24 protein-coding genes are annotated in these 25,566 nt (G+C 68.9%); 17 read left to right on the forward strand and 7 right to left on the reverse strand.

The features are described 5' to 3' along the window. The first annotated feature begins 82 nt into the window (after positions 1 to 82). The 9 genes from ACLJQ7_RS18815 (at position 83) to lepB (ending at position 8,005) form a co-directional block, all read left to right on the forward strand. Complete coding sequence (locus tag ACLJQ7_RS18815) at positions 83 to 883, forward strand: helix-turn-helix transcriptional regulator (RefSeq protein WP_410649476.1); 801 nt, start codon at positions 83 to 85, stop codon at positions 881 to 883. A gap of 38 nt (positions 884 to 921) precedes the next feature. Then, complete coding sequence (sufB, locus tag ACLJQ7_RS18820) at positions 922 to 2,328, forward strand: Fe-S cluster assembly protein SufB (RefSeq protein WP_410579314.1); 1,407 nt, start codon at positions 922 to 924, stop codon at positions 2,326 to 2,328. A gap of 2 nt (positions 2,329 to 2,330) precedes the next feature. Continuing rightward, entirely contained in the window at positions 2,331 to 3,503 is a 1,173-nt protein-coding gene (gene sufD, locus ACLJQ7_RS18825) for a Fe-S cluster assembly protein SufD (protein WP_410649477.1), read from the forward strand. A 35-nt stretch (positions 3,504 to 3,538) separates the two neighbouring features. After that, positions 3,539 to 4,309, forward strand: coding sequence for a Fe-S cluster assembly ATPase SufC (gene sufC, locus ACLJQ7_RS18830; RefSeq protein WP_125793823.1), 771 nt, complete (start codon positions 3,539 to 3,541; stop codon positions 4,307 to 4,309). 54 nt (positions 4,310 to 4,363) lie between these two features. Next, positions 4,364 to 5,653, forward strand: coding sequence for a cysteine desulfurase (locus tag ACLJQ7_RS18835; RefSeq protein ID WP_410649478.1), 1,290 nt, complete (start codon positions 4,364 to 4,366; stop codon positions 5,651 to 5,653). Beyond that, positions 5,653 to 6,102 carry a Fe-S cluster assembly sulfur transfer protein SufU gene (gene sufU, locus ACLJQ7_RS18840; RefSeq protein WP_125783745.1) on the forward strand — a complete coding sequence of 150 codons (450 nt, stop codon included), beginning with the start codon at positions 5,653 to 5,655 and terminating at the stop codon, positions 6,100 to 6,102. Before ACLJQ7_RS18835 ends, sufU begins: the two co-directional genes overlap by 1 nt. Then, the gene (locus ACLJQ7_RS18845; RefSeq protein WP_125783747.1) at positions 6,099 to 6,506 is read left to right on the forward strand and encodes a metal-sulfur cluster assembly factor; all 408 of its coding nucleotides are present in this window, start codon (positions 6,099 to 6,101) and stop codon (positions 6,504 to 6,506) included. The genes sufU and ACLJQ7_RS18845 overlap by 4 nt, the downstream gene beginning before the upstream one ends. Positions 6,507 to 6,853: 347 nt before the next feature. Next, on the forward strand, positions 6,854 to 7,183 hold the full coding sequence (locus tag ACLJQ7_RS18850; RefSeq protein ID WP_410649479.1) for a YnfA family protein: 330 nt from the start codon (positions 6,854 to 6,856) through the stop codon (positions 7,181 to 7,183). 21 nt (positions 7,184 to 7,204) lie between these two features. Next, positions 7,205 to 8,005, forward strand: a complete 801-nt coding sequence (gene lepB, locus ACLJQ7_RS18855) for a signal peptidase I (protein ID WP_410649480.1) — start codon at positions 7,205 to 7,207, stop codon at positions 8,003 to 8,005. Here the strand turns inward: lepB and ACLJQ7_RS18860 are convergent. Together ACLJQ7_RS18860 and ACLJQ7_RS18865 are read right to left on the reverse strand one after the other, a co-directional pair. Continuing rightward, positions 7,929 to 9,893 (reverse strand): ABC1 kinase family protein, encoded by a 1,965-nt coding sequence (locus ACLJQ7_RS18860; RefSeq protein WP_410649481.1) that lies wholly within the window; start codon positions 9,891 to 9,893, stop codon positions 7,929 to 7,931. The two genes, lepB and ACLJQ7_RS18860, sit on opposite strands and share 77 nt — an antisense overlap. Before the next feature lie 137 nt (positions 9,894 to 10,030). Next, on the reverse strand, positions 10,031 to 11,296 hold the full coding sequence (locus tag ACLJQ7_RS18865; protein WP_410649482.1) for an MFS transporter: 1,266 nt from the start codon (positions 11,294 to 11,296) through the stop codon (positions 10,031 to 10,033). Between the two features lie 90 nt (positions 11,297 to 11,386). Between ACLJQ7_RS18865 and ACLJQ7_RS18870 the strand changes: the two genes are divergently transcribed. The 4 genes from ACLJQ7_RS18870 to ACLJQ7_RS18885 are packed head-to-tail and all read left to right on the forward strand — an operon-like array spanning position 11,387 to position 14,901. Further along, positions 11,387 to 11,956 carry a TetR/AcrR family transcriptional regulator gene (locus tag ACLJQ7_RS18870; protein WP_410649483.1) on the forward strand — a complete coding sequence of 190 codons (570 nt, stop codon included), beginning with the start codon at positions 11,387 to 11,389 and terminating at the stop codon, positions 11,954 to 11,956. A gap of 9 nt (positions 11,957 to 11,965) precedes the next feature. Next, positions 11,966 to 13,195: a sensor histidine kinase gene (locus tag ACLJQ7_RS18875; RefSeq protein ID WP_410649484.1), complete on the forward strand. Its 1,230-nt coding sequence runs from the start codon at positions 11,966 to 11,968 to the stop codon at positions 13,193 to 13,195. Next, positions 13,192 to 13,845, forward strand: coding sequence for a response regulator (locus ACLJQ7_RS18880; protein WP_410649814.1), 654 nt, complete (start codon positions 13,192 to 13,194; stop codon positions 13,843 to 13,845). Before ACLJQ7_RS18875 ends, ACLJQ7_RS18880 begins: the two co-directional genes overlap by 4 nt. An 18-nt stretch (positions 13,846 to 13,863) precedes the next feature. Then, a complete protein-coding gene (locus ACLJQ7_RS18885; RefSeq protein ID WP_410649485.1) occupies positions 13,864 to 14,901 on the forward strand; it encodes a serine hydrolase in 1,038 nt (345 codons plus the stop codon). 298 nt (positions 14,902 to 15,199) lie between these two features. On the opposite strand, the gene cysC is transcribed toward ACLJQ7_RS18885, so the two are convergent. Together cysC and cysD are read right to left on the reverse strand one after the other, a co-directional pair. After that, positions 15,200 to 17,026, reverse strand: coding sequence for an adenylyl-sulfate kinase (cysC, locus tag ACLJQ7_RS18890; protein WP_410649486.1), 1,827 nt, complete (start codon positions 17,024 to 17,026; stop codon positions 15,200 to 15,202). Continuing rightward, entirely contained in the window at positions 17,026 to 17,934 is a 909-nt protein-coding gene (gene cysD / locus ACLJQ7_RS18895; protein ID WP_410649487.1) for a sulfate adenylyltransferase subunit CysD, read from the reverse strand. Before cysD ends, cysC begins: the two co-directional genes overlap by 1 nt. Before the next feature lie 77 nt (positions 17,935 to 18,011). On the opposite strand from cysD, the gene ACLJQ7_RS18900 reads away from it, so the two are divergent. Then, on the forward strand, positions 18,012 to 18,482 hold the full coding sequence (locus ACLJQ7_RS18900) for a nuclear transport factor 2 family protein (protein ID WP_410649488.1): 471 nt from the start codon (positions 18,012 to 18,014) through the stop codon (positions 18,480 to 18,482). Between the two features lie 70 nt (positions 18,483 to 18,552). On the opposite strand, the gene ACLJQ7_RS18905 is transcribed toward ACLJQ7_RS18900, so the two are convergent. Further along, positions 18,553 to 19,431: a helix-turn-helix domain-containing protein gene (locus tag ACLJQ7_RS18905; RefSeq protein ID WP_410649489.1), complete on the reverse strand. Its 879-nt coding sequence runs from the start codon at positions 19,429 to 19,431 to the stop codon at positions 18,553 to 18,555. 87 nt (positions 19,432 to 19,518) lie between these two features. Here ACLJQ7_RS18905 and ACLJQ7_RS18910 point away from each other — a divergent pair, with 87 nt between their 5' ends. The 3 genes from ACLJQ7_RS18910 to ACLJQ7_RS18920 are packed head-to-tail and all read left to right on the forward strand — an operon-like array spanning position 19,519 to position 22,638. Beyond that, positions 19,519 to 20,688 carry a hypothetical protein gene (locus tag ACLJQ7_RS18910; RefSeq protein WP_410649490.1) on the forward strand — a complete coding sequence of 390 codons (1,170 nt, stop codon included), beginning with the start codon at positions 19,519 to 19,521 and terminating at the stop codon, positions 20,686 to 20,688. Further along, complete coding sequence (locus tag ACLJQ7_RS18915) at positions 20,685 to 21,467, forward strand: SDR family oxidoreductase (RefSeq protein ID WP_410649491.1); 783 nt, start codon at positions 20,685 to 20,687, stop codon at positions 21,465 to 21,467. Before ACLJQ7_RS18910 ends, ACLJQ7_RS18915 begins: the two co-directional genes overlap by 4 nt. A 10-nt stretch (positions 21,468 to 21,477) precedes the next feature. Next, positions 21,478 to 22,638 carry a sulfotransferase family protein gene (locus ACLJQ7_RS18920; RefSeq protein ID WP_410649492.1) on the forward strand — a complete coding sequence of 387 codons (1,161 nt, stop codon included), beginning with the start codon at positions 21,478 to 21,480 and terminating at the stop codon, positions 22,636 to 22,638. Between the two features lie 32 nt (positions 22,639 to 22,670). Here ACLJQ7_RS18920 and ACLJQ7_RS18925 read toward each other — a convergent pair whose 3' ends face one another. Next, positions 22,671 to 24,356: an EAL domain-containing protein gene (locus ACLJQ7_RS18925; RefSeq protein WP_410649493.1), complete on the reverse strand. Its 1,686-nt coding sequence runs from the start codon at positions 24,354 to 24,356 to the stop codon at positions 22,671 to 22,673. A gap of 72 nt (positions 24,357 to 24,428) precedes the next feature. Then, positions 24,429 to 25,556 (reverse strand): lycopene cyclase family protein, encoded by a 1,128-nt coding sequence (locus tag ACLJQ7_RS18930; RefSeq protein ID WP_410649494.1) that lies wholly within the window; start codon positions 25,554 to 25,556, stop codon positions 24,429 to 24,431. Between the last annotated feature and the right edge of the window lie 10 nt (positions 25,557 to 25,566).

Below are 25,566 nucleotides of genomic sequence, written 5' to 3' on the forward strand. Positions count from 1 at the left end.
TCGACCCCGGCGGACGTGACCCACGCCACTCCGTGAGGCACCCCTCTTTGCCGTCTCCCCGGAAATACGTCACACTTGTGTTGTGAAAAAGACGGGGACGCAGGACGAGGCCGGTGGCGACATGCCCCGCGCCGAGGTCCAGCCTGTCCCCGTGCAGGTCGGTCCCGAGGGGCGGACCAGGCACGAAGTGGCCCGTTTGCTGCTGGAACAGGGTCCGATGACCGCCGTGGTGGTGGCCGAGCAGCTGGGGATCAGCGCCGCCGCCGTCCGCCGTCATCTCGACGCCCTGCTCGCCGACGGCGAGGCCGAAACCCGGGACGCGCCCCGCCGCGGCCCCCGCGGACGAGGCCGTCCGGCCAAGAACTTCCTCCTCACCGAAGCCGGTCGCGCCCGGTTCGGGCACGCCTACGACGACCTCGCGTCCTCGGCCATCCGCTTCCTCGCCGAACACGCCGGCGAAGACGCCGTGAAGGCCTTCGCGGAGGCTCGCGTCGCTTCGCTGGTCGGCCCGCATCAGGACGCGATCACCAAGCACGCGGACCCCGCCTCGCGCGCCGAGGCCCTCGCTGCGGCGCTGACCAGGGAGGGTTACGCTGCGTCGACCCGTCAGGTCGGCGTCGGCGAACAGCTCTGCCAGCACCATTGCCCGGTCGCCCACGTCGCCGCCGAGTTCCCTCAGCTGTGTGAAGCCGAGACAGAGGCTTTCGCGGCACTTCTGGGTACTCACGTGCAGCGGCTGGCGACCATCGCACGCGGTGACAACGCGTGCACCACACACGTACCCGTCGTCTCGACGGGTCACCCGGCCACACCTGGGCCGGGAAGCACGGCGCCCTCTCCAGGGCGCACAGCACGGATCCCGAATGGAGGGAAACCCGCATGACTGCCGCTGCCGAGCAGCGCACTCCCACCACCGCGCCCATGAGCCAGGAAGAGACCATCGAGTCCCTTGGCAAGTACGCGTTCGGCTGGGCGGACTCCGACGAGGCGGGCTCAACGGCCCGTCGCGGACTGAACGAGGACGTCGTCACCGACATCTCCTCGAAGAAGTCCGAGCCGGAGTGGATGCGCGAAGCGCGACTCAAGGCGCTCAAGCTCTTCGACTTGAAGCCGATGCCCAACTGGGGTGCGGACCTCTCCGGGATCGACTTCGACAACATCAAGTACTTCGTGCGGTCCAGTGAGAAGCAGGCCACTTCCTGGGAAGACCTGCCCGAGGACATCAAGAACACGTACGACCGGCTCGGCATCCCCGAGGCGGAGAAGCAGCGCCTCGTCGCCGGTGTCGCCGCGCAGTACGAGTCCGAGGTCGTCTACCACTCGATCCGCGAGGATCTGGAGGCGCAGGGCGTCCTGTTCCTGGACACCGACACCGCGCTCAAGGAGCACCCGGAGATCTTCAAGGAGTACTTCGGCTCCGTGATCCCGGCCGGGGACAACAAGTTCTCCGCGCTGAACACCGCGGTGTGGTCCGGCGGTTCGTTCATCTACGTGCCCAAGGGCGTCAAGGTGGACATCCCGCTGCAGGCGTACTTCCGCATCAACACCGAGAACATGGGTCAGTTCGAGCGGACCCTGATCATCGTCGACGAAGACGCCTACGTGCACTACGTCGAGGGTTGCACCGCGCCGATCTACCAGTCCGACTCGCTGCACTCGGCGGTCGTGGAGATCATCGTGAAGAAGGGCGCCCGCTGCCGGTACACGACCATCCAGAACTGGTCGAACAACGTCTACAACCTGGTCACCAAGCGCGCCAAGTGCGAAGAGGGCGCGACCATGGAGTGGATCGACGGCAACATCGGTTCCAAGGTCACGATGAAGTACCCGTCCGTGTTCCTCATGGGCGAGCACGCCAAGGGCGAGGTCCTCTCGGTCGCGTTCGCGGGCGAGGGCCAGCACCAGGACGCCGGCGCGAAGATGGAGCACCTGGCGCCGCACACCTCCTCGACGATCGTGTCGAAGTCGGTGGCGCGCGGCGGTGGCCGCACCTCGTACCGCGGCCTGGTCAAGGTCGCGAAGCGGGCGCACCACTCGCGGTCCAGCGTCGTCTGTGACGCGCTGCTCGTCGACACGATCTCGCGGTCGGACACGTACCCGTACGTCGACATCCGCAACGACGAGGTCTCCATGGGCCACGAGGCGACCGTCTCGAAGGTCAGCGAAGACCAGATGTTCTACCTCATGTCGCGCGGTCTCGACGAGGCCGAGGCCATGGCGATGATCGTGCGCGGGTTCGTCGAGCCCATCGCGCGTGAGCTGCCGATGGAGTACGCGCTCGAGCTGAACCGCCTGATCGAGCTTCAGATGGAAGGGTCCGTCGGCTAGTCATGTCGGTTACCGAGAACAACGTTTCCGAAGCGATGCGCGAGGGCGTGGTCATCCCGGCCACGTCCCGCGCGGAGCGCTTCACCTCCTACGACGTCGAGGCCTTCGAGGTTCCCGGCGGTCGTGAGGAGAACTGGCGGTTCACTCCGATGAAGCGGCTGCGCGGCCTGCACGACGGGTCCGCCGCCGCTTCGGGTTCGGCCACGGTGGACGCCGACGCCGCGCCTGAGCTGAAGATCGAGACGGTCGGCCGGGACGACGAGCGCCTCGGCGCCGCGGGTGTCCCGAGCGACCGGATCGCCGCGCAGGCGTACTCCTCGTTCACCGAGGCCACCGTCATCACGGTGCCCAAGGAGACGAAGACGTCCAAGCCGTCGACGGTGAAGATCACCGGCCCCGGCGAGGGCAAGGTCGCCTACGGGCACATGCAGGTGCGCGCCGAGCAGTTCTCCGAGGCCGTCATCGTCCTCGACCACGCCGGCTCCGGCACCTACGCCGACAACGTCGAGTTCGTCATCGGCGATTCGGCGAACGTGACCGTGGTCAGCGTCCAGGACTGGGCCGACGACGCGGTGCACGTCTCCGAGCAGCACCTCAAGCTCGGCCGCGACGCCACGCTGAAGCACATCGTCATCACCCTGGGCGGTGACCTCGTCCGCGTCTCCCCGACGGCGACCTTCGCCGACAAGGGCGGCGACGTCGAGATGCTCGGCCTGTACTTCGCGGACGAAGCGCAGCACCAGGAGCACCGTCTCTTCGTCGACCACGCGGTGCCGAACTGCAAGTCTCGCGTGATGTACAAGGGCGCGCTGCAGGGCGATGGCGCGCACACCGTGTGGGTCGGCGACGTGCTGATCCGGGCGGCCGCCGAGGCCACCGACACCTACGAGCTCAACCGCAACCTGGTGCTGACGCCGGGCGCGCGGGCGGACTCGATCCCGAACCTGGAGATCGAGACCGGCGAGATCGAAGGCGCCGGCCACGCGAGCGCCACGGGAAGGTTCGACGACGAGCAGTTGTTCTACCTTCAGTCGCGCGGAATCGGCGAAGACGCCGCGCGCCGCCTGGTCGTACGCGGGTTCTTCCACGAGATCCTGGTCAAGATCGGCGTTCCCGAGGTGCGCGAGCGTCTCGAGGCCGCGATCGAAGCCGAGCTCGAAGCCGTGGGCGTCTAAGCCCTCGTCCGTCCACATCAGACTTTAGGAAAGAAATGCCTACGCTGGAAATCAAGGATCTGCACGCCTCGGTCACGACCGAGGAGGGCCCCAAGGAGATCCTCAAGGGCGTCAACCTGACCATCAAGTCGGGCGAGACCCACGCGATCATGGGCCCCAACGGTTCGGGCAAGTCCACGCTGTCCTACGCCATCGCCGGTCACCCCAAGTACGAAGTCACCTCCGGGCAGGTCCTGCTCGACGGTGAGGACGTGCTGGAGATGAGCGTCGACGAGCGCGCCCGCGCGGGCCTGTTCCTCGCCATGCAGTACCCGGTCGAGGTGCCGGGCGTGTCCATGTCCAACTTCCTCCGCACCGCGGCCACCGCGGTCCGTGGCGAGGCCCCCAAGCTGCGTCACTGGGTCAAGGAGGTCAAGGAGGAGATGGGCAAGCTGGAGATCTCGTCCGAGTTCGCCGAGCGTTCGGTGAACGAGGGCTTCTCCGGCGGCGAGAAGAAGCGCCACGAGATCCTGCAGCTGGCGCTGCTCAAGCCGAAGATCGCCATCCTCGACGAGACCGACTCCGGCCTCGACGTCGACGCGCTGCGCGTCGTGTCCGAGGGCGTCAACGAGTTCAAGGCCAACAACGACGCCGGCGTCATGCTGATCACGCACTACACGCGGATCCTGCGGCACATCACGCCCGACTTCGTGCACGTGTTCGCCGGCGGCAAGATCGTCGCGTCCGGCGGCCGTGAGCTCGCGGACGAGCTGGAGGAGAACGGGTACGTCAAGTACGCCGGCTCCACCGAGACCGCCGCGGTCTGAGCTCGTACAGCCTGATCACTGAACTTCACGACTACACCGAGAGGAGTTGGCCCGATGACCACCACCACGGCTAACTCTGCTGTACCGCTGGACGTAGCGGCCATCAGGGCCGACTTCCCGATCCTGACCCGCACGGTGCGGGACGGGAAACCCTTGGTGTATCTGGATTCCGGTGCGACGTCCCAGAAACCGGCGCAGGTGCTCGAAGCCGAGCGCCGGTTCCTGGAGACCTCGAACGCCGCGGTGCACCGCGGCGCGCACCAGCTCGCCGAGGAGGCGACCGACGCCTACGAGTCCGCCCGCGTGCGGATCGCGGAGTTCGTCGGTGCCTCCCCGCACGAGCTGGTGTTCACCAAGAACGCCACCGAGGGCATCAACCTCGTCGCCTACGCGATGAGCAACGCCGCCACGGCCGGTCCCGGCGCCGAGCGGTTCAAGATCGGTCCCGGCGACGAGATCGTCATCACCGAGATGGAGCACCACGCGAACCTGGTGCCGTGGCAGCAGCTCTGCCAGCGCACCGGCGCGACGCTGAAGTGGTTCTCCGTCACCGCCGACGGCCGCCTCGATATGGCTAATGTGGACGAGCTGATCACCGAGCGGACCAAGGTGCTCGCGTTCACGCATCAGTCCAACGTGCTCGGCACGATCAACCCGGTCAAGTTCCTGGTGGAGAAGGCCCGCAAGGTCGGCGCGCTGGTCGTACTGGACGCCTGCCAGTCGGTGCCTCATTTCCCGGTGGACTTCCATGACCTGGACGTCGACTTCGCCGCTTTCGCCGGGCACAAGATGGTCGGCCCGTACGGCATCGGCGTCCTTTACGGACGTCGTGAGCTGCTCGAAGCGATGCCGCCGTTCCTGACCGGCGGCTCGATGATCGAGCTGGTCCGCATGGAGCAGACCACCTTCGCCGCGCCGCCGCAGCGGTTCGAGGCGGGCACCCCGATGACGTCGCAGGCCGTCGGCCTCGGCGCGGCAGCGGACTACCTGTCGGGGATCGGCATGGACCGGGTCGCCGCGCACGAGCACGTGCTTACCGAGGCGGCGCTCGCCGGGCTCGGCGAGATCCCGGGTGTGCGGATCATCGGCCCCACCGACATGGCCGACCGCGGCGGACTGGTCTCGTTCGTCATCGACGGTGTCCACCCGCACGACTCGGGACAGGTGCTGGACAGCCTCGGCATCGCCGTCCGCGTCGGGCACCACTGCGCGTGGCCGCTGCACCGGGCCTGCTCGGTGCCCGCGACCGTGCGCGCGTCGTTCTACGTCTACAACACCCTGTCCGAAGTGGACGCGCTGGTGAACGGGGTGCGTGAGGCGCAGAAGTTCTTCGGGGTGGCCTGATGAACCTGGAGAGCATGTACCAGGAGATCATCCTGGACCACTACAAGAACCCGCACGGCCGCGGTTTGCGCGAGCCGTTCGACGCCGAATCGTTCCAGGTCAACCCGACCTGCGGCGATGAGGTGACGCTGCGGGTGAAGGTCGACGACGGGAAAGTCGCCGACGTCTCCTACGAGGGGCAGGGCTGCTCGATCAGCCAGGCTTCCACGTCGGTCTTGACGGATCTCGTCGTCGGGCACACCGTGGAGGAGGCGTTCACCACCATGGACGCCTTCGTCGAGCTGATGCAGGGCAAAGGACAGATCGAGCCGGACGAGGAAGTGCTGGAGGACGGCATCGCCTTCGCCGGCGTGGCCAAGTACCCGGCCCGCGTGAAATGCGCCCTGCTCGGGTGGATGGCGTTCAAGGACGCCGTCACCCGCACGACCAACGGAGTTGAGACGGCATGACCGAACAGCAGACCGAAACCCGCGAGGGGCGCACGGCCGCCGACCTCGACGCCGAGACCACCGCCGCCCCGGACAGTGCCGACGTGGCGAAGGTCGAGGACGTCGAAGAGGCGATGCGCGACGTCGTCGACCCCGAACTCGGCATCAACGTCGTCGACCTCGGGCTGGTCTACGGCATCCATGTCGAGGCGGACAACACCGCCACCATCGACATGACCCTGACCTCGGCGGCCTGCCCGCTGACCGACGTCATCGAGGACCAGACCGGAGCCGCGCTCGTCGGCGGGGGAACGGGGCTGGTCAAGGACTTCCGGATCAACTGGGTCTGGATGCCGCCGTGGGGTCCGGAAAAGATCACCGACGACGGCCGCGAACAGTTGCGGGCGCTCGGCTTCACCGTCTGATTCCTGCTTTCGCGCGTGAAGGCCTCCTTCCCTCGGCTCAGCCGAGGGAAGGAGGCCTTCACGCGCTCTGGGACCAGGTCGTATAACGGCCTATACGCGTGTCGGTATAGGGTCGTGAGTGGTAAGGGTGGTTGGAGCCGAGCCCGGGGCCCAGCAACACCACCAGCCCCTTCAGTCACAGCAAGGGCGGCGGTACGGGGTCGGTCCAGTCTCGTGAGTGTTTTGGGTCGTTAGAACGACACTTACCACTCACGACCACTGGATCCGATGTCTCGCTGGTCAGTCCTGTCACGACGTTCGAGACCTCACGACATGAGGGCCACACCGCACCGCAATAAGCTGCCGGAATGATCTTCCGGTCCATCGCGCTGTTCGCGCTCGCCGCGCTGCTGGAGATCGGCGGCGCCTGGCTGATCTGGCAGGGCGTCCGGGAGCACCGCGGTTATCTCTGGATCGGCGCGGGTGTCGTCGCACTGGGTCTCTACGGCTTCGTCGCGACACTCCAGCCCGACGCCAACTTCGGCCGCATCCTCGCCGCGTACGGCGGAGTGTTCGTCGCGGGTTCACTGGCGTGGGGGATGGTCGCCGACGGCTACCGGCCGGACCGCTACGACGTCATCGGCGCCTTGATCTGTCTCACCGGGGTCGGGGTCATCATGTACGCGCCCCGAGGGTGAGGGACGGCGCTATTGTGCGCTGTGATTGAAACGGATTTCCCCGCTCCGCCCGCCGACAGACCGGGGCCGAAGCGAAGATTCTCCCCGCTCCTGTTCGTGATGATCCTGCTGGCGGTCGTCGGCGTGGGCACCGGGGGATACGGGTTCGTGACCCTGATGAGCTATCGCATGGTGAGTGTTCCCAGCGGCGGGATGTTGCCCTCGGTCCAGCCTGGGACGGTCGTGCTCTACCGCTGGACCCCGCTCGCCGAGATCCCTCGCGGCGCGGTCGTGCTCATGGACCTTTCCGCGTTCCCGGACGCGAGCCCCGGCGACGGTCAGATCATCAAGCGGGTGATCGGCGTCGGGGGTGATCAGGTCGTCTGCTGCACGCTCGACAACCTGATCACCGTCAACGGGAAGCCGGTCAAGGAGCCGTACGCCGACGACGACGACGGGTCCGGCCGCAAGGTGTACCGGCCGTTCAGCGTCCAGGTGCCGCCGGAAGCGGTCTTCGTCGTGGGGGATCAGCGCAACAACTCCCGCGACTCGCGGCTCTACGTCGGCATGCCGGGCGACGGCGCCGTGCCGCTCTCGAAGGTGAACGGGGTCGTCGTCGGCATGGGAAGCACCCTCAGTGCCGATCCCTTCCCGCAGACCACCGCTTTCGTCGAGGCCGGGCTTCCCGGTGATCCCGTGGCCGACGTCGGCTTCCGTTCCTCGCGGAACCTCGTTTTCCTCGGCGCCGGACTCGTCGTCCTCGGTGTCATCGGGACGATCGTGACCGTTGCCCGCTCCGCCGGAAAACGACGAAGAGCAGCCGCAATCCCACCAGCGCACTGACCACCAGCAGGTTGTAGCCGAACATCTGGTGCAGCGTGACCCCGGCCAGGACCTCCGGGCCGGTCGCGCTGCCCAGCAGCAATACGGCCATCAGCCCGGTGGCCACCCCGACGAACGCCAGCAGGATCTCGTGCACCAGTCCGGTGACCACGTCGCGGTCGCGTTCGTCGGAGAACAGCCGGACGTTGACCGAAAGCCTGCCCTGTTCCAGCGCGTTGCCGATCCGGTCGACGCGACGAGGCAGCCGCCGCAGCACCGGCAGGAGCGCCATCAGTTCGTTGGTGGCCGTGGACCGCAGCGATTCCGGTCGCAATCCGGCACCTACCTGCTCGGCGGCGTAGGCGCGGGATTCGACGACGATATTGAATCCCGGCGCCAGGGCGGCCAGCGTTCCCTCCAGGGTGGCCAGCGCGCGGAACACGGCGGCGATCGGCGGGGGCACGCTGAGCCGGAAGTCGGCGATCACCCGGAACAGGTCGGTGAACATATCGAGATCCGGTGCCTGTCCGTGGTTGAAATGCTTGGCCACCAAGGAACCCAGTGCCCGCTCCAGGCGCCGTTCGTCGATCTCGTCCGGCTGGTCGACGATCTCCAGCAGGCCGTCGCGCAACGCGGCCGGGTCGCCGCGGTCGAGGGCGAGGATGAGGTTCTGCAGCCCGCCGCGCAGGCCGGAGTCGAGCCGTCCGACGGAGCCGAAGTCGAGCAGGCCCAGCCTGCCGTCGGTGAGCAGCAGGACGTTGCCGGGATGCGGGTCGGCGTGGAAGACACCGCTGCCCATCACCTGGCCGAGCACGCACCGCAGCATCGACCGCGCGAGGTCGGCCCGTTCCGCGGCCGGGACCTGCTCCCGCGCGGCGGCGAGCGGTTTGCCCTCGAGGCGCCGCATCACCAGTACCCGTTCGGTGGACAGTGCTTTGTGGACGGTCGGCAGGGCGACCTCGGTGCCGGAGTAGGCCGCGGCGACCGCTTCGATGTTCCTGGCTTCGGTGCGGAAATCGAGCTCTTCGACCAGTGCGTCGGCGAATCCCTCGGCGAGGTCGACGACGCCGAGCGAACGTGCCCAGTCCGCGCGCTGGTCCAGCGCGGCCGCCACCCGGCGGACGATGTCGAGGTCCCGGTCGACCAGCGCCTGCACGCCGGGCCGCTGCACCTTGACGACCACGTCCTGCCCGTCGCGCAGCTTCGCGCGGTAGACCTGCGCGATCGACGCGGCCGCGATCGGTTCCGGGTCGAACTCGGCGAAGATCTCGCCAGGGGCGCCGCCCAGTTCCTCCCGCAGCACCGTCGCGACCTCGTCGGCGTCGGCGAAGGCGACCTGGTCCTGGAGTTTGCTGAGCTCGTCGACGAATACCGGCGGGAGCAGGTCGGAGCGCGTCGAGAGCAACTGGCCGAGTTTCACGAACGTCACGCCGCCCTCCTCCAGCGCGCGCCGCAGCGATCGCGCCAGTTTGGCGTGCCGGACCTGGGCGAGGCCGGGTTCGCGGCGGCCGGTGAGGTACCGGCCGAGCCCGTGCTTGATCGCGAGCCGGGTGATCTGCGAGTAGCGCCGCGTCCGGGCCGCGCGGCGGCGCATCGACCGGATCCTGCCGATCAGCCCGAGCCCCGACCCCGACGGCAGGACGAACTCCGCGACGAACAGGAAGATCAGCGTCGCGAGGAACGCGCCGCCCGCCACCGGGATGACCAGCCCCGCGAAGGCCCCGCCCGTGTACATCGGCGAGGGGAACGCGCTCAGGATGCCGCCGGCGACCAGCCAGCCGAAGCCGGCGGCGCAAAACGCGCGGATCACGCCGATCCGCACACCCAGCACGCGGCGGGCGGCGACCACGAGCGGCCACAGCATCAGCGCGTAGACGGGCAGGGTGAGCAGGCCGAGCAGCAGGTTCATGCCGAAGAGCACATCACGCGCAGTCCGTGCGGGATTCCCGCTCGGGCGGGACGGTACTCACCCTTGCGAGGGAGCGGAGCCTGAGGTTACAGGTCAAGAGCGACTGAATGCGGAACCCGCCTCGGCCGGAGGCCCCGCTATCGCGGTGGCAGGGCGCCTCGGTTGGCATCGTGAGCCGGATGATCAGGTTGCGCCCTGCCGACGTCGATCGCGGATGCGGGTTCGCAGGCAAGCACTGCGAGGGAGCGGACCCCGAAGTTGTAGGTAGTGGTCGCCTCCCGGGGCGCGAACAGGACGCCGAGAACGGCGATCGCCGCCGCCGCGAGGAAGCCTGCACGCAGGTCGAGGAGATCCCCGAGGAAACCGATGAGCGGCGCCCCGACGGCCTGGCCGAGTGCCAGCGCCAGGAAGGCCACGCCGACCCCGAACGCGGGCGCCGTCGGATAGGCCCTGGTGCCCCAGAGGATCAGGACGCCGGTCAGTCCGATGTAGACGGCTCCGAAGAGCGCGGCCGCGATGACGAGCGCCGGGAGGGAGCGGGTGGCGAGCGCGAAGAGTGCGGTGGCGGCGGCGAACAGGATCATGCCCGCCGACCAGGCCCGGCGCAGTCCCGCCCGCGAGGTCAGTTCGGCGGTGAAGGCGCCGGCCAGGCCGACCGCGCCAAGGACGATCCACACCACCGTGGAAGCGGTCTCGTCGAGGCCGCCGACACTCACGGCGATGTCCCGGCCGAAGGTCCAGATCGCCGCGCTGGCCAGGCCGAGCGTCGCGGCGGCGGGCAGCAGCCGTTTAGTGGCCGGCGGGAACAGCGGCACCGGCAGCCCACGCGCGCGGTCCTCCTTGACCGGCGGCACGACGCGGGCGATCCACAAGGTCACCAGCGCCGAGGCCGCGGCGAAGGCCCACCACGCCATTCGCCAGTCACCGATGGCGAGCAGGGAGACCGGGCCGGAGATCAGCACGCCGAGCCCGGTCCCGGCGTTCACCACGGACTGGGCGCGGTCACGGCGGGTCGCCCGGACGACGCGTGAGACCGCGTCGGCGAGCGAAGGGGACGCCAGGCCGGTGCTCGCGCCGGCGAGGACGACACCGAGCGCGAGCACGCCGGCGTTCGGCGCGGACGCGATCAAGGCGGTTCCCGCCGTGGCCGTCGCTCCGGCGGCGAGCGCGCCCGCTCGCGCGCCCCACCGGGTCGTGACGGCGGTCGAGGCGATGACGGCGAGGCAGTACGCGACGTAACTTCCCGCCGCGATGGCGCCGAGAGCGCCGCCGTCGAGGTCGAACTCCGTCCGGAGGGTCGGCGCGAAGAGACCGTACGCGTACCTCGCGAGCCCGTAGGAGACCGCGATCAGCGACAACCCGGCCGCCGTGAGGGTCAGTTCGCGTTTGTACGAAGAAACCATCAGCTCTCCTCCACGTGTATACCGATCGGTATACTTCAGGACTGTTCCAGCATTTCGCGCTTAGGTCAACCGATCGGTATACTCGGTGTCATGCTGACCCCAGCCGGCGAGCGTGTCCTGAGCGCCGCGAGCGAGCTCTTCTACCGGGAGGGCGTCAACGCGGTGGGCGTCGCGGCGGTGGCCGAAGCCGCCGGCGTCACGAAGAAAACCCTGTACGCGTGCTTCGGGTCGAAGACGGAGCTCACCGTCGCGTATCTGCGACGCCGGCACGACGTCTGGTGGGTGTACCTCGAAGAGCGGCTGGCGGAAGCCGATCAGCCCCGGGCGCTGGTGGTCTTCGACGCCTACATCGACCACCCCCGGCTCGGGAGCGACCGGGGGTGCGCGTTCCTCAACGCGGCCGCCGAACTGCCCGCGGACCATCCCGGACTCGACGTGATCCGGCGGCACAAGGCGGCGGTACGGGCGAAGTTCGCCGAACTGATCCGTGAGGACGCCCCGGACGCGGACGATCCGGAAAGGCTCGCGGAGCAGCTCTTCCTCCTCGTCGAGGGCGCTGTCTCGCACACCGGGATCGACGGGGACGCGCATCGGATCACCCTCGCGAGGGAGATCGCGGAGGTACTGATGCGGGATCCGCGTACGGCCGGCACGCGCTAGAAAGAGCGCATGCGACTTTTCGGCCCGCTCGTCGACCGGGCGACCTACCGCCGCTGGGTGTACTTCATCCTCGGCGGCGCGCTGAGCGTGCCGTACATCCTCTTCGCCGCCATCGTGGTGCCGTCGTTGCTTCCCCTCGTCGTGACGGTGGAACGCGGCCTCGTCATCGCGATGATCACCGTCGTCGTGGTGATGGTCGCGTCGTCGTTCATCCCCGCCGTCCGGGTGCTGGAGGGCGCGGCCGTGCGGGAACTCCTGGACGACCCTGTACCCGGGGTGACGTTCGGGCCCGCGGCGAGCTGGCCCGTCCGCCTGCGGTCGACCGCGATGTTCCTGCTGCACGTGAGCACCGGTTGCGTCGTCAGCCTGGCGAGCCTGTTCGTGCCGGTCGGCTTCGGTTTCACCATCGCGGCTCCGTTCACCGGCCGGATCGCGCTGTCCACGGAGGATCCGATCGTCGTGCCGGAGGGCTGGGCGAGCGCGTGGATCCCGGTGGCGTTCCTGCTCGGCGTCGTCGCGCTGGCCTACGTCGTATGGGGTGCGGGCGCGGTGCTGACCCGTTGCGCCAAGAGCCTGCTGGGGATCTCGGCCGCGGAGCGGATCGCCCAGCTGGAGAAGCGCACCGAGCAACTCGCCGAACGGAACCGGCTCGCGCGCGAACTGCACGACTCGGTCGGGCACGCGCTGAGCGTCGTGACCATCCAGGCGGGGGCAGCGCGCCGGACACTGAGGACGGATCCCGATTTCACCGAGCAGGCGCTCACCGCCATCGAGGAATCCGCCCGCGCGGCGCTGGACGACCTCGATCACGTACTCGGGTTGCTGCGTGACGAGGCGTCTTCGCGGACGCCGCAATCGGGCCTGGCGGAGCTGCCCGCGCTGGTCGAAGCGACGCGGCTGGCGGGCGCCGAGGTGGCGGCGGAGGTGCGGGGTGAGCCGACCTCGGTGCCGCCGGTCGTCTCCCGTGAGGCGTACCGGATCCTGCAGGAATGCCTGACGAACGCGCTGCGGCACGCCGGTAAGGTTCCGGTGACGGTCCTCGTCGACGCCGGAACGGAGCTGTTGCGCCTGCGGGTGTCCAACCCGCTCGGCGCCGCTTCGCCGTCGCGTGACGGGGGCGGCCGGGGGCTGCGGGGAATGACGGAACGGGTGGAAGTGCTCGGAGGCACGATCACCGCGGGCCGTGCGGACGGATTCTGGAAGGTCGAGGTGGCGGTGCCATGGGGGAAGCGGCGATGAGCATCGGGGTGCTGCTGGTCGACGATGAACAGCTCATCCGGGCGGGGCTGCGGGCGATCGTCGCCTCCGAGCCCGACCTGGAGGTCGTGGGCGAAGCGTCCGACGGCGCCGAGGTGCCGGGGCTGGTCTCGCGGTTCCGGCCCGACGTCGTGCTGATGGACGTCCGGATGCCCTCCGTCGACGGTATCCGCGCGACCGCGCATCTGATGTCCACTATGGACAACCCGCCGAAGGTGATCGTGGTGACCACCTTCGAAAACGACGACTACGTCTACGACGCCTTGCTCGCCGGCGCGAGCGGCTTCCTGCTGAAGCGGGCGCGGCCCGAGGAGATCGTCGCGGCGATCCGGACGGTGGCGGCGGGGGAGTCGCTGCTGTTCCCGGCCGCGATCCGGCGGCTGGCCGCGCAGCAGGCGAACCGGGGCCCGCAGGACGGTCTCGCCGGTGCCGGGCTCACCGAACGCGAAAGCGAGGTGCTGCGGCTGATGGCGGGCGGACTGTCCAATGTGGAGATCGCGGGCGAGTTGTACCTCGGCGTGCAGACGGTCAAGACGCATGTCGGGAACGTGCTCGCGAAACTCGGCGCGCGGGACCGGACGCAAGCGGTGATCAAGGCCTACGACACCGGATTCGTCACACCGGCGGGCTGAACGCGGTAGGGTTCCGGAGTGGACATCAACGTCGATCGCCGTCGCCTGCTGGGGCTGGGCACGGTCGCCGCCGCGGGCGCGATGCTCGGGACGGTGCAGGTCGCTCAGGCCGCCGAAGAGTCCGAACCGGACACTCCCGCCGCCGACGCTTCGTCCGCCGCGCGCCGGATTTCCCAGGTCTACGCCCGGGAGACCGCGAAGGCGGGCGGCACCTGGTCGTCCTACGTCAGCGTCGCGGATTCCGCCGGGAACCTGGTGCCCGCCGTGTCCGAGCGGGCCGACGAGGTCGTCGAGGCGTACAGCGTCAACAAGATCGCCGTCGCCACCGCGGTGCTCGACAAGATCGACCGCGGGCTGCTCACCTTGGACCAGCGGGTCGACGTCACGGCCGACATCGTCATCAAGGACACCGACGGCATCTTCGCCCTCGACGGCGCGTACCCGAGTTCGGTGACACTCGGACACGCGATGGCCGCGCTGCTGACGCTGTCCGACAACACGGCCGTCCGCCTGTGCGGGCTGGTCTGCCCGGCCGCGGAGCTCAACGAGATCCTGCGTGGCAAGGGATTCGTGCACACCCAGGTCGTTCCCGTGGCGAACCCGAACCGCTTCTTCCTCGGCAAGACGACTCCGGCCGAAACGCATACGCTGCTGCGGAAACTGGTCGGCGGGACGCTGCTTTCGGCGAAGTCCACCGAGTACCTGCTGGACATCCTGCGCTCGCTGAGCGCGTTCACCGACGGCGTGCGCCTCGGCTTGACGTCGGCCGAGCGGCTGCGGGTCGCCACGAAGGCCGGCTGGTTCAACGACGGCCGCAACGAGGCCGGGGTGATGTTCAGCGCGGACGGCAAGCCGATCCTGACCTATTCGCTGTTCGCCTCCGGTGAGTTCGCGGGTGATTCCGCGGTGAACAAGGACGACTACGCCGCGACGCATCCGGCGTTGAAGGCGCGGGCGAAGCTCGGGAAGACGATGTTCCGTTCGGTCGAAAAGCTGACGGCCGCCACCGCTCGCACCTACGCGACCGCTCCGTATCGGGCGACGAACGGCGGTTGAGGGTGAGGCGGCGGTTTCGTGGCCGACGCCTCCGTCGGCGCGCGTTGCGAAAGCCACTTTCGCAACCTTCAACGTTGTGAAAGTGGCTTTCGCAACGCGTCCTGGCATCGAGCCAGCTGTCGGCCGAGGTTGCGAAAGCCGCTTTGGCGAGAAGCGTTGGTAGCGCCGAGTCCTCGGTGAGGTGGACGTTGTGAAAGCCACTTTCACAACCTTCAACGTTGCGAAAGTGGCTTTCGCAACGCGCCCTGGCAGCCTCAACAGGCCACCACGGCGGCAGGTGACGCGGGAAGGCTCAGGTCTACTCCAAGGCGGCGAGAATCAGTGCGGCCATCGCGGCCGGATCCCCGTTTTCGGGGCGCAGCACCAGATCCGGGCTCTCCGGCTGTTCATAAGGCGCGTCGACCCCGGTGAACCCGCTGATCTCCCCCGCCCGCGCCTTCGCGTACATCCCCTTGGGGTCGCGGTCTTCGCAGACTTCGAGCGGAGTGTCGACGAAGACTTCGAGGAACGGCAGCCCGGCCGCCTCGTGCGCGGCGCGGGCGAGTTCGCGGTCGGCCCGGTATGGGCTGATCAGGGAGACCACCGACACCACACCGGCATCGGCGAACAGCTTCGCGACCTCGGTGACGCGGCGGACGTTCTCGGCACGATCGGCGGGACTGAAGCCGAGATTCCCGTTCAGACCGTGCCGGAGGTTGTCGCCGTCCAGCAGGTACGCGGGCCTGCCGGACGCGACCAGCCGCCGCTCCAGTTCCACCGCCACACTCGACTTCCCGGACGCGGAAAGCCCGGTGAGCCAGACGGTGAGCCCGCGTGTCGCCCGTTCCGCCCTGCTGACCGCAGCGGTGTGCCAGACGACGTTCGACGCGGTCACGCTCGGACCGGTGATCATGCCCGCCGCGACCGTCGCCCCGGAATGCTCGTCGACGAGAAGGAAGCCGCCGGTGGAGCGGTTGCGGCGGTAGGAATCGAACAGCAGCGGCTGTCGCGTACGCAGCCGGATCCGGCCGATTTCGTTGAGTGACAACGACTTCGCGGTCTCGTCGCGGTGCAGGGTGGTGACGTCGAGCCGGTAGTCCAGATCGCGGATCTCGGCCTTGGTCTCCCTGGTGGTGTGCCGTACGAGGAAGTTGTTCCCTGCTTTCAAAGCTTCTTGTTCGGAGAACCAGCACACCATCGCGTCGACGTCCCTGCTGGTGTGAGGACGGTTGCCGGGACGGCAGATCAGGTCGCCGCGGCCGAGGTCGAGGTCGTCGGCGAGCTCTATCGTGACGGCCTGCGAGGCGAAGGCTTCGGTGACCGTGGTGCCGCCCGGGCCCCAGATCGCGCGCACCGTCGTGGTGAAGCCGGACGGCAGGACGGCGACCTCGTCGCCGGGTTTGAACACTCCGCCCGCGACGGTGCCCGCATAGCCGCGGAAGTCGCGGCTGTGCTCCCGGATCACATACTGCACCGGGAATCGCGCGTCGATGAGGTTGCGATCCGAGGCGACATGCACCTGTTCGAGGTGATGCAGAAGCGAAGTCCCTTCGTACCAAGGCATACTGGCGCCCCGGTGCACGACGTTGTCGCCGTGCAGCGCCGACATCGGCACGAAGGTGAGATCGTGCACCTGGAGTTTCATGGCGAAGCGGCGGAACTCCTCGCGGATCTCTTCGAAGCGTTCCCGGGACCAGCCGACCAGGTCCATCTTGTTGACGCACAGCACCAGGTGTGGGATGCCCAGCAGGCTGGCCAGGAACGCGTGCCGCCGCGACTGTTCGAGCACGCCCTTGCGGGCGTCGATCAGGATCAGCGCGAGATCCGCGGTGGACGCGCCGGTGACCATGTTCCGGGTGTACTGCACGTGCCCCGGCGTGTCGGCGATGATGAACTTCCGTCGGGGAGTGGCGAAGTAGCGGTGGGCGACGTCGATGGTGATGCCCTGTTCGCGCTCCGCGCGGAGACCGTCGGTCAGCAGCGCGAGGTTCGGGTACGCCTCGCCCCGGTCGCGGCTGGTGCGTTCGATGGCTTCGAGCTGGTCGGTGAACACCGTCTTCGAATCGAACAGCAGACGGCCGATCAGGGTCGACTTCCCGTCGTCGACACTGCCCGCGGTCGCGAGGCGGACCAGCGAAGCGCTCATCAGAAGTAGCCTTCCTTCTTACGGTCTTCCATGCCCGCTTCGGAGATCCGGTCGTCGGCACGGGTGGCGCCGCGTTCGGTGAGCCTGCTGACGGCCACCTCGGCGACCACCTCGCCCGGCGACGTCGCCGTCGACTCGACGCAGCCCGTGCAGGTCGCGTCACCGACGGTCCGGAAGCGAACCGTTGTCTCGTAAGGACTTTCTCCTTCGTTCAGGGTGAGGAACCGGGTGTGCGCGAGCAGCATGCCGTCCCGCTGGACGACCGGGCGCCGGTGCGAGTAGTAGATCGACGGCAGGTCGACGTTCTCGGCTTCGATGTACTGCCAGATGTCGAGTTCGGTCCAGTTCGAGAGCGGGAAGACGCGGATGTGCTCGCCTTTGCGGTGCCTGCCGTTGTAGAGGTCCCAGAGTTCGGGCCGCTGATTGCGCGGGTCCCATTGGCCGAACTCGTCGCGGAAGCTGAACACACGCTCCTTCGCGCGGGCCTTCTCTTCGTCGCGCCGCGCTCCGCCGAACACGGCGTCGAAGGAATGCTCGCGGATACCCCGGAGCAGGGCGGCGGTCTGGAGACGGTTGCGGCCGGCCTTCGGGTCTTCGACGACCCGGCCCGCGTCGATGTCGTCCTGGACGCTGGAGACGACGAGCCTGAGGCCGTACGTGTCGACGGTGCGGTCACGGAACTCGATGACCTCGTCGAAGTTGTGCCCGGTGTCGACGTGCATCACCGGGAACGGCGGCGGCGACGGCCAGAACGCCTTGGCCGCCACGTGGAGCATCACCATCGAGTCCTTGCCGCCGGAGAACAGCAGCACCGGCCGTTCGAAGGTCGCCGCGACCTCGCGGAAGATGTGCACGGCTTCGGCTTCCAGTGCTTCGAGATGGGTGAGCTCGTATGCCGGGGACGCCATCGGGACCTCCGTGGTTCGAGATCAGAAAAGTAGAACAAGTTCTTGCTCTTGGTCAAGGGCTGGGGGACGCTGTCGGCATGGACCTGGTCGCGCTCGAAGAGATCCGTCGCCTCAAAGCCCGTTACCTCCGCTGCCTCGACCTCAAGCTGTGGGACGAGATGGCGGACACCCTGACCGCCGACGCGCACGCGCGCTACGGCACGCCGTCGTACGGCAAGCCGCTGACCTTCGAAAGCCGCGAAGCGATCGTCGAGTTCTTCCGGAACGCTGTCGGCCCGGGCGTCACGACGGTGCACTTCGCCGGGCAGCCGGAGATCGACGTCGACGGCGACACCGCGACGGGTACGTGGCTGATGCGGGACAAGGTGATCGTGCCCGAACACCGGGTGGTGATCGAGGGCGCGGCGTACTACGAGGACACCTACCGGCGGGTCGACGGCGTGTGGCTGACCGCCTCGACCCAGTACGACCGGCTGTACGAGACGATGATGTCGATGGACGACGTGCCGAGCCTGAAGCTGACCGCGAACCGCTGGTCCCGCGTTTAGTCCTCTGAACGCGGGTGGGGTCGGCGACGGCGTGCACCGGGCAGCGTGTGCAACTACCGCATTCAGAGGACTAAACGCGGGGGTGGCGGCCGCCGGATTCGGCGGTGACGGCGTCGGCGGTGGCGACCAGTGCCGCGCCCCGCCGCGCGATCTCGGCGCCGGTGATCGGTTCGCCGACCGACAGGGTGAGCACGAGCTCCTGCCGTCCCGAAGCGTCGAACGTCGGCGCGGCGAGCAGGCTCACCGCGTGCCTGCGGCGTGGCTCCAGATCGGCGCCGAGGTAGACGCGCTCGCCGAGGCTCGAGACGAGTTCCCCCACCAGCCCGCGCACTTCCGGCGGGAGTTCCTCCGCGCCGACGCCCGCCATCAGCGCGTAGAGCCGCCGTCCCGCGGAAGTCAGGCTCTCCACCAGGTAGCCGTGCTCCCGGCATTCGGCGACGACGCGGCGCAGGTGCGCTTCGTCCAGCCGCACCGGCACCGTCGGGGGTTTGGTGAGCCACGCGTCGAACGCCGCGTCGGAGTCCCACAACACGTACATCAGGCCGACCGGCGGCGCGAACGGATAGGTCTCGCCCAGTTTGATCCGGCCGGGCCCGGCGCTCTGCAGCATCAGGATCCGGTCGCCGACCACGGCCGACGCCGTGCACGTGGCGCCGTATCGCCTGCTCAGCTCCTCCAGATGCCGGCGCGCGACCTCGCTCGCGCCGAATCCTTCGCTCGCGACGCGGCCGGCGGCGATCAGCGCCGGGCCGAGCCGGTACGTGACCGGCTGAGGGGCCCGGACCAGGTAACCGCCCGCCGTCAGTTCGGTGACGATGCCGAGACAGGTCGGTTTGGCCAGGTCCAGCTCGCGGGCGAGTTCCGACAGGCCGAAGCGACGGCCCGGGTGCGCGGCGAAGTGGTCGAGCAGCCGCACGACTCGCTCGGTGGGCGGGGAGCGTCGGGTCATTGACCCATCCTTAGAACGCGTTCTAGTCTGATGGCTCGAAGAACGTACCAAGCTGGTACGTATTTGTACCAGTATGAGGAGTCGCCGGTGCTCACTCAACCGTTCGCGGACGCGATCGTCGAAGCCGAGAAGGTCATCGCGGAGGCGCCGCACATCCGGACCGAACAGGATCTGGTCGAGGGGTACGACTACCTCGCCGGCAGTATCCGCGCGTCCTTGCAGATGGCGTGGGCCTACGAACGGGACTATCCGTTCTTCACCCAGTCCACCGGGCCGTACACGAAGATGGGCCTGGACAACCCGGACACGCTGTACTTCAACGCGAACATCCGCGAGGACCGCGAATACGTCGTCACCGGGACGCGGGGGAGTACGGCCGACGTCAGTTTCCAGGTCCTCAACGGCGACTATTCGCCCGTCGAGGTGCCCGACAGTCTCGCCGCCTTCGACGACCGCGAGATCGAGATCGCCGAGGACGGCTCGTTCGAACTCCGCTTCGGGCCGGCGAAACCCGACCCCGGGCCGAACTACTTCGTCCTCGGCCCGGGTTCGTCGATGCTCGTCGTGCGTGAGGTCTACAGCGACTGGGCCGCCGAACGCCGAGGCACGATCCAGATCCAGTGCGCCGACACCGCGGGTGGCGCGCCCGCGCCGCTCACCCGCGACGGGCTGGCCAAACGCTATGGCGTGACCGGCAAGATCCTGCTGAGCAGGCTCCGCACCTTCCTCGCCTTCCCGAAATGGTTCTACCTGAACCTGCCGGTGAACACGATGACCGAGCCGCGACCGACGCCGGGCGGCCTGACCACGCAGTACTCGTCGGCCGGGCACTACGAACTCGGCGACGAAGAGGTCATGATCGTGACGGTGCCGCGATCGGACGCGCCGTATCAGGGCATCCAGCTCGGCAGCGTCTGGTATCTCTCGCTGGACTACATCAACCATCAGACGAGCCTCACCGCCGACCAGGCGCGGGTCGACCCGGACGGCAAGATCCGCTTCGTGATCAGCGAACGCGATCCCGGCCTGGCGAACTGGCTCGAACGCACCGGGCACGACCGCGGATACGTCCAGATTCGGTGGCAGCGTCTGTCCCGAGCGCTGGACAAGGCCGACGGGCCCGAGGTCGAGGTGGTGAAGTTCGGTGAACTCGCCGACCGGCTGCCGTTCCACGACGCGGCGCGGGTGACCCCGCAGGAATGGGCGGACCGGATCTCCGCCCGGCAGCAGGCGGTCGCGGCGAGGATGCTGGGATGACGGATCTCTTGCGGGACAAGGTGATCGTGGTCTCCGGCGTCGGACCGGGGCTCGGCCGGTCGATCGCCGTGCGCTGCGCCGCGGCGGGCGCAGACGTCGTCCTCGCCGCCCGTACCGAATCCCGGCTCGCCGAGGTCGCCAAGGAGGTCGACGCGCTCGGCCGCCGCGCGGTCACCGTGCCCACTGACATCACCGACGACGCTTCGGCCGCGAACCTCACCGAGGCCGCGGTGAAGGCGTTCGGCCGGGTGGACGCCTTGGTGAACAACGCTTTCGCGATCCCGCCGCTCATGGATCTCGCCGACGTAGACCTCGCCGACGTGCGAGCGGGCTTCGAGACCAACGTGCTCGCCGCGCTTCGGCTCACGCGCCTGTTCACGCCCGCGCTCGCCGAGAGCGGCGGTTCGGTGGTGATGATCAATTCGGCCGTCCTGCGGCATTCCCGCCGGACGTTCGGCGCGTACAAGATGGCGAAAGCCAGCCTGCTCGCGCTCGCCCAGAGCCTCGCCTCGGAACTCGGGCCGCGGGGGATCAGGGTCAATTCCGTGGCGCCGGGCTATATCTGGGCGGACTCGCTGAAGTGGTACTTCGCTTATCTGGCCAAGGAACGCGGGGTGCCGCCGGAGCAGGTGTACGCCGAGACGGCGGAGACGATCGACCTGCGCCGCCTGCCGGAACCGGACGAGATCGCCGACACCGTCGTGTTCCTGGCGTCGTCGCTCGCCCGGTGCGTCACCGGTCAGTGCCTCGACGTCAACGCCGGCGAGTACCACCACTGAAGGGGAGAACATGCTGCCAGGGCGGGAAAACGTCGGCACCGTGGAGGATCTGCACGCGTCGGCGGCGAAACTCACCGGGCTGGACGACTTCGGCGGCGACGATCATCTCGAAGGTCTCCGTGTGCTGCTGGATTCGTATGCCGGTGAGGCGGGTCTGACCGCGTACGGCAACAAGATCCATCGCGCGTTCCTGCGTGGCGCCCTGGTGGCGAGGTCGTTGAGCGAGGCCTCGTGGAAGCGGAATCCGGAGTACGCCGACGTTCCCGTCGAGCGCCCCGTCTTCGTCACCGGCCTGCCGCGCACCGGGACCACGGCATTGCACCGGCTGCTCACCGAAGACCCGGCGCACCAGGGGCTGGAAGTCTGGCTGACCGAAGTACCGCAACCGCGTCCGCCGCGCGAGACCTGGGCGGAGAACCCGGTTTTCCAAGGGATACAGGCGGGTTACGAGAAACACCACGTCGAACATCCCGAATTCATGGGCCTGCACCACATGTCCGCCGACCAGGTCGAGGAATGCTGGCAGCTCCTGCGGCAGTCGTTGAAATCGGTGTCCTACGAATGTCTCGCGCATGTGCCGTCTTACTCGCGCTGGCTGGACGGGCAGAGCTGGACCGACGCTTATCGGAGGCATCGGCGCAACCTGCAGCTCATCGGCCTGCCGGACGCCGGACGCCGGTGGGTGCTCAAGAACCCGAGCCATCTTTTCGCGCTGGACGCGCTGCTGGAGGTGTACCCGGACGCCCTGATCGTCCAGACCCATCGCGCGCCGAGCACGATCGTCGCGTCGGTGTGCAGTTTGAACGAGCAGGCGTCGGCGGGCTGGTCCGACGTCTTCCGCGGCGACGTGATCGGCCGCAGCCAGCTGGATCTCTGGGCACGCGGTACGGAAAAGTCTCTGGAGGCAAGGAAACGTCACGATCCGGCGCAGTTCTGCGATGTCCGGTACGAGGATTTCGTCGCCGACCCGATCGGCACGGTCGAAGGCGTCTACCGGCATTTCGGGCTGCCGCTGAGCGACGCCGCCCGGGACGCGATGGCCGTGGTGCACGCGGAAAGCCGTTCCGGGGAAAGGAAACCCGTGCATCGGTACGACCTCGCGGACTTCGGGCTCACCGCCGGCGAGGTCGACGAACGCTTCTCGGCCTACCGCGCCGCCTACGCCCTCTGAAACTCCCGCATCCAGAGGACGAAATGCGAGGGTCAGAAGCTGGCGGCGGCGCGTTGCGAGGGGAGTCCGCGGGTCGTGATCCCGCGCAGGACCTCGACGCGGTCCGAGCCTGGCCGCCCGAGCACCCAGCTCGACCCGGGAACCTCCTTGGCCCGCTTCTTCAGCGGCGCCAAGAGCCGGGAAGCGTCCTTGTAGGACCCGATCGCGCCGTGCCCGCACACCAGGGTCGCCAGCGAAACCGTCACCGGCAGCCCGTCGGCCGACCACGCTGTGTCCAGCAGCGCGGCGGCGACCGTGCCGATCTCGTCGACGTCGCAGGCGATCAGGAAGTCGTCTCCGCCGACGTGGCTGACGCGCATCCGGCGCAGCCGGGCCTCCAGATCGGTGAGGGTCCGGCCGAGCGTGCGGATCAGGTCGTCGCCCGCGGCGAACCCCGCGGTGTCGTTGACCGTTTTGAACGAGTCGACGTCCAGCCAGGCCGCGACGAACGGCTCCCGCGCGTTGATCCGGCGGTCGACGTCCCTGGCGACGGCGTCGCTGCCGGGCAAGCGGGTCAGCGGGCTCAGCGAGACCGCCTCTTCGACCTTCGCCTCCGCGACCCCGCGGACGACCTCGTTCACCAGCACCACGCCGACACACCGGCCGCGGTCGTCGACCACCACGACGTCGTCGCCGGTCCGGCCCCAGTCCGCGTCGGTGACCAGTTCGAGGAATTCGAGCGCGCTCGCGTCGGTGTGGATCGTGTGCGGCCGGTCGGCGAGCCGCGACGCCGGCCGTTTGGCGTGCAGGGCGTGGCCGTACAACCCGGTGACCGCGACCAGGAACCGGGTCCGGTCGATCGACCATTGTGGACGGTGTCGGTCGTCGATGCCGACGATGCCGCTCGGCCCGTCGGCGGCGGCCAGCACCTCGCGCACGTCGTCGCAGGTCGCGTCTTCCGGCAGCGTGGTCGCGGGCCGGAGGAAGTCGCCGACGCGGCGGGCGCGGGCGGTGCCGGGGATGAACGGTCCTGGCGCGTCCGGCGCGGGCAGCGGCGCGTGGTCGCCGTCCGGCGGGGCGAGCAGGTTGCCCTGCGCGATCCGCACGCCGAGCCGCCGCGCGGATTCCAGCTGCTCGGTGGTTTCGAGCCCGGTCGCGACCAGGCGGTTGTCGGTGCGCGACGCGAAGTGCAGCACCGCCTCGACCACCGCGACGGCCGCCGGGTCGTGCGGCAGGCCGCGCAGCACGCTGCGGTCCAGTTTCACCAGATCGACGGGCGCCGAAGCGAGCAGCGTGAGCGGGAGGTCGCCGCGGCCGAGACCGTCGAGCGCGAGCCGGAACCCGAGGTCGGTGAGCCGCCGCATCCCGGTGAGCAGCAGGTCGGCGGGGATCTGCGTGAACGGCGGCCCGATCTCCAGCACGACGTCCCTGGTCCGGCGGCCCGCCAGGCTGAGCGCGTCGGTCAGCGGGTCGAAGTGGGCGGGCGGTGCCGCCACCGTCCGCGCGGACAGGTTCAGGTGCAGGGGGAGGGCGGCCTGCGGTTCACGCAGCTGCCGGACGGCCTCGGCGGCCAGGCCGACGTCGACCTCGGCCAGCCTGCCGCTGCGCCGGGCGTCGGCGAGCAGTTCGTGGGCGGTGCCGCGGCCTGGCCGTGCCAGTGCTTCGAACGCGACGACGCCACCGGTGTGCAGGCTGTACAACGGCTGGTAAGCGAAGCGGACAGCGATCTGCAACGTCACAAGCGCATGTTCTCCGGTGGCGGCGGGAAACGAAATACGTGTCAACTGATGTTCATCGCGAAGGCACCTGGGTTACCTAGAACGGCGTAACGTACGCCACCCGATCAGGTGTTTTCTTACTGCCCATGGTGACAACCGGAAAAGCGCCGACATCGCTTCGGCGTTACCCGAAACATCCTCGCGACCGCTGATGAATGCGCGCTGGTGCGAGATGGGCAACGTGAAGAACAGATCGAAGAACACCGGGACCGATTCGGGCGGCATCCCGCACAGTGTTCGCAGCCCGTGCCGCCGCAATCCGTGCACGGCTCGTGCCGAGGACGGCCACAGCGCCCGGTGCGCGGCCGACGCCGCCGCGGCGGGGCCTCGATCCCAAGCCCGGGCCACGGCGTCGGCGACCGGTTCCGCGAGCCGGATCGACGTCGCGACGCTGTATCCGGTCGCCGGATGCACCAGGGCGGCGGCGGTCCCGAACGGCACGGTCCGGCCGCGGCGCGGCACCGGCGCGTCGAGCACGATCCGCACGCGTTCCTCGCGCCCGCGCGACGTCAGCCCGACGGCCCTCAGGCGGGCGCGCAGCCGCGCCGCCAGGACGTCGAGCGGCAGGCCGGGCCGGCGGGCCAGCGAGGTCTCCTCGACCAGGACGGAGCCGTCGCCGAGCGGCAGGACATACAGGAATCCGGACTCCGTGTCCCGCCAGTCCATGAACACGGCGGTGTCCGGGGCGTCGGCCAGCCGTAGCGCGTCCTCGGCCGGGAGGACCGCGCCGAACGCCGTCTGTTCGTACCGGTCACCTCGCGGCCGGACACCGGACGCGTCGACGTACAGGCCGGTGGCGAGGATTCGTCCGTCTTCGAGGTGTACCGACGAACCTCGCCCGCCGTGGTCCACACCGGACACCGCCCCGGCGACGACGTCGTAACCCCCGTCGAGCCACGTGCGCAGGCCGGCGTTGTCCAGCACCAGGTAGCGCCGATCCAGGACATGCCGCCTGGTCCCGAAGGCGAGCGTGGTCGAAGGCGCGCACGCGACGGCGCTCCCGGGCAGCGCGGGCAGTTCGTCGGCGAACGACCCGTAGGTCGCCCGCCAGCGTCGGTCCGGCGCCGGGTCGACGAGGGTCGTCTCCAGGCCGCGCCGCGAGCAGGCACGTGCGAGCGCTCGTCCGGCCGGGCCTCCGCCCGCGATCACCACGTCCGCCACCTGGGCAGTG

The organism is Amycolatopsis sp. cmx-4-54 (assembly GCF_046548895.1).
Lineage (GTDB): Bacteria > Actinomycetota > Actinomycetes > Mycobacteriales > Pseudonocardiaceae > Amycolatopsis.

Excerpts from the sequence above, each read along its gene's own strand:
- sufU (WP_125783745.1), top strand. The coding sequence starts at position 5,653 with ATGAACCTGGAGAGCATGTACCAGGAGATCATCCTGGACCACTACAAG.
- ACLJQ7_RS18865 (WP_410649482.1), bottom strand. The coding sequence starts at position 11,296 with ATGGTTTCTTCGTACAAACGCGAACTGACCCTCACGGCGGCCGGGTTG.
- ACLJQ7_RS18845 (WP_125783747.1), top strand. The coding sequence starts at position 6,099 with ATGACCGAACAGCAGACCGAAACCCGCGAGGGGCGCACGGCCGCCGAC.
- ACLJQ7_RS18850 (WP_410649479.1), top strand. The coding sequence starts at position 6,854 with ATGATCTTCCGGTCCATCGCGCTGTTCGCGCTCGCCGCGCTGCTGGAG.
- cysD (WP_410649487.1), bottom strand. The coding sequence starts at position 17,934 with ATGGCGTCCCCGGCATACGAGCTCACCCATCTCGAAGCACTGGAAGCC.
- ACLJQ7_RS18875 (WP_410649484.1), top strand. The coding sequence starts at position 11,966 with ATGCGACTTTTCGGCCCGCTCGTCGACCGGGCGACCTACCGCCGCTGG.
- ACLJQ7_RS18880 (WP_410649814.1), top strand. The coding sequence starts at position 13,192 with ATGAGCATCGGGGTGCTGCTGGTCGACGATGAACAGCTCATCCGGGCG.
- ACLJQ7_RS18915 (WP_410649491.1), top strand. The coding sequence starts at position 20,685 with ATGACGGATCTCTTGCGGGACAAGGTGATCGTGGTCTCCGGCGTCGGA.
- ACLJQ7_RS18900 (WP_410649488.1), top strand. The coding sequence starts at position 18,012 with ATGGACCTGGTCGCGCTCGAAGAGATCCGTCGCCTCAAAGCCCGTTAC.
- cysC (WP_410649486.1), bottom strand. The coding sequence starts at position 17,026 with ATGAGCGCTTCGCTGGTCCGCCTCGCGACCGCGGGCAGTGTCGACGAC.
- ACLJQ7_RS18905 (WP_410649489.1), bottom strand. The coding sequence starts at position 19,431 with ATGACCCGACGCTCCCCGCCCACCGAGCGAGTCGTGCGGCTGCTCGAC.
- ACLJQ7_RS18835 (WP_410649478.1), top strand. The coding sequence starts at position 4,364 with ATGACCACCACCACGGCTAACTCTGCTGTACCGCTGGACGTAGCGGCC.
- ACLJQ7_RS18860 (WP_410649481.1), bottom strand. The coding sequence starts at position 9,893 with ATGAACCTGCTGCTCGGCCTGCTCACCCTGCCCGTCTACGCGCTGATG.
- ACLJQ7_RS18870 (WP_410649483.1), top strand. The coding sequence starts at position 11,387 with ATGCTGACCCCAGCCGGCGAGCGTGTCCTGAGCGCCGCGAGCGAGCTC.
- sufC (WP_125793823.1), top strand. The coding sequence starts at position 3,539 with ATGCCTACGCTGGAAATCAAGGATCTGCACGCCTCGGTCACGACCGAG.
- sufD (WP_410649477.1), top strand. The coding sequence starts at position 2,331 with ATGTCGGTTACCGAGAACAACGTTTCCGAAGCGATGCGCGAGGGCGTG.
- ACLJQ7_RS18920 (WP_410649492.1), top strand. The coding sequence starts at position 21,478 with ATGCTGCCAGGGCGGGAAAACGTCGGCACCGTGGAGGATCTGCACGCG.
- sufB (WP_410579314.1), top strand. The coding sequence starts at position 922 with ATGAGCCAGGAAGAGACCATCGAGTCCCTTGGCAAGTACGCGTTCGGC.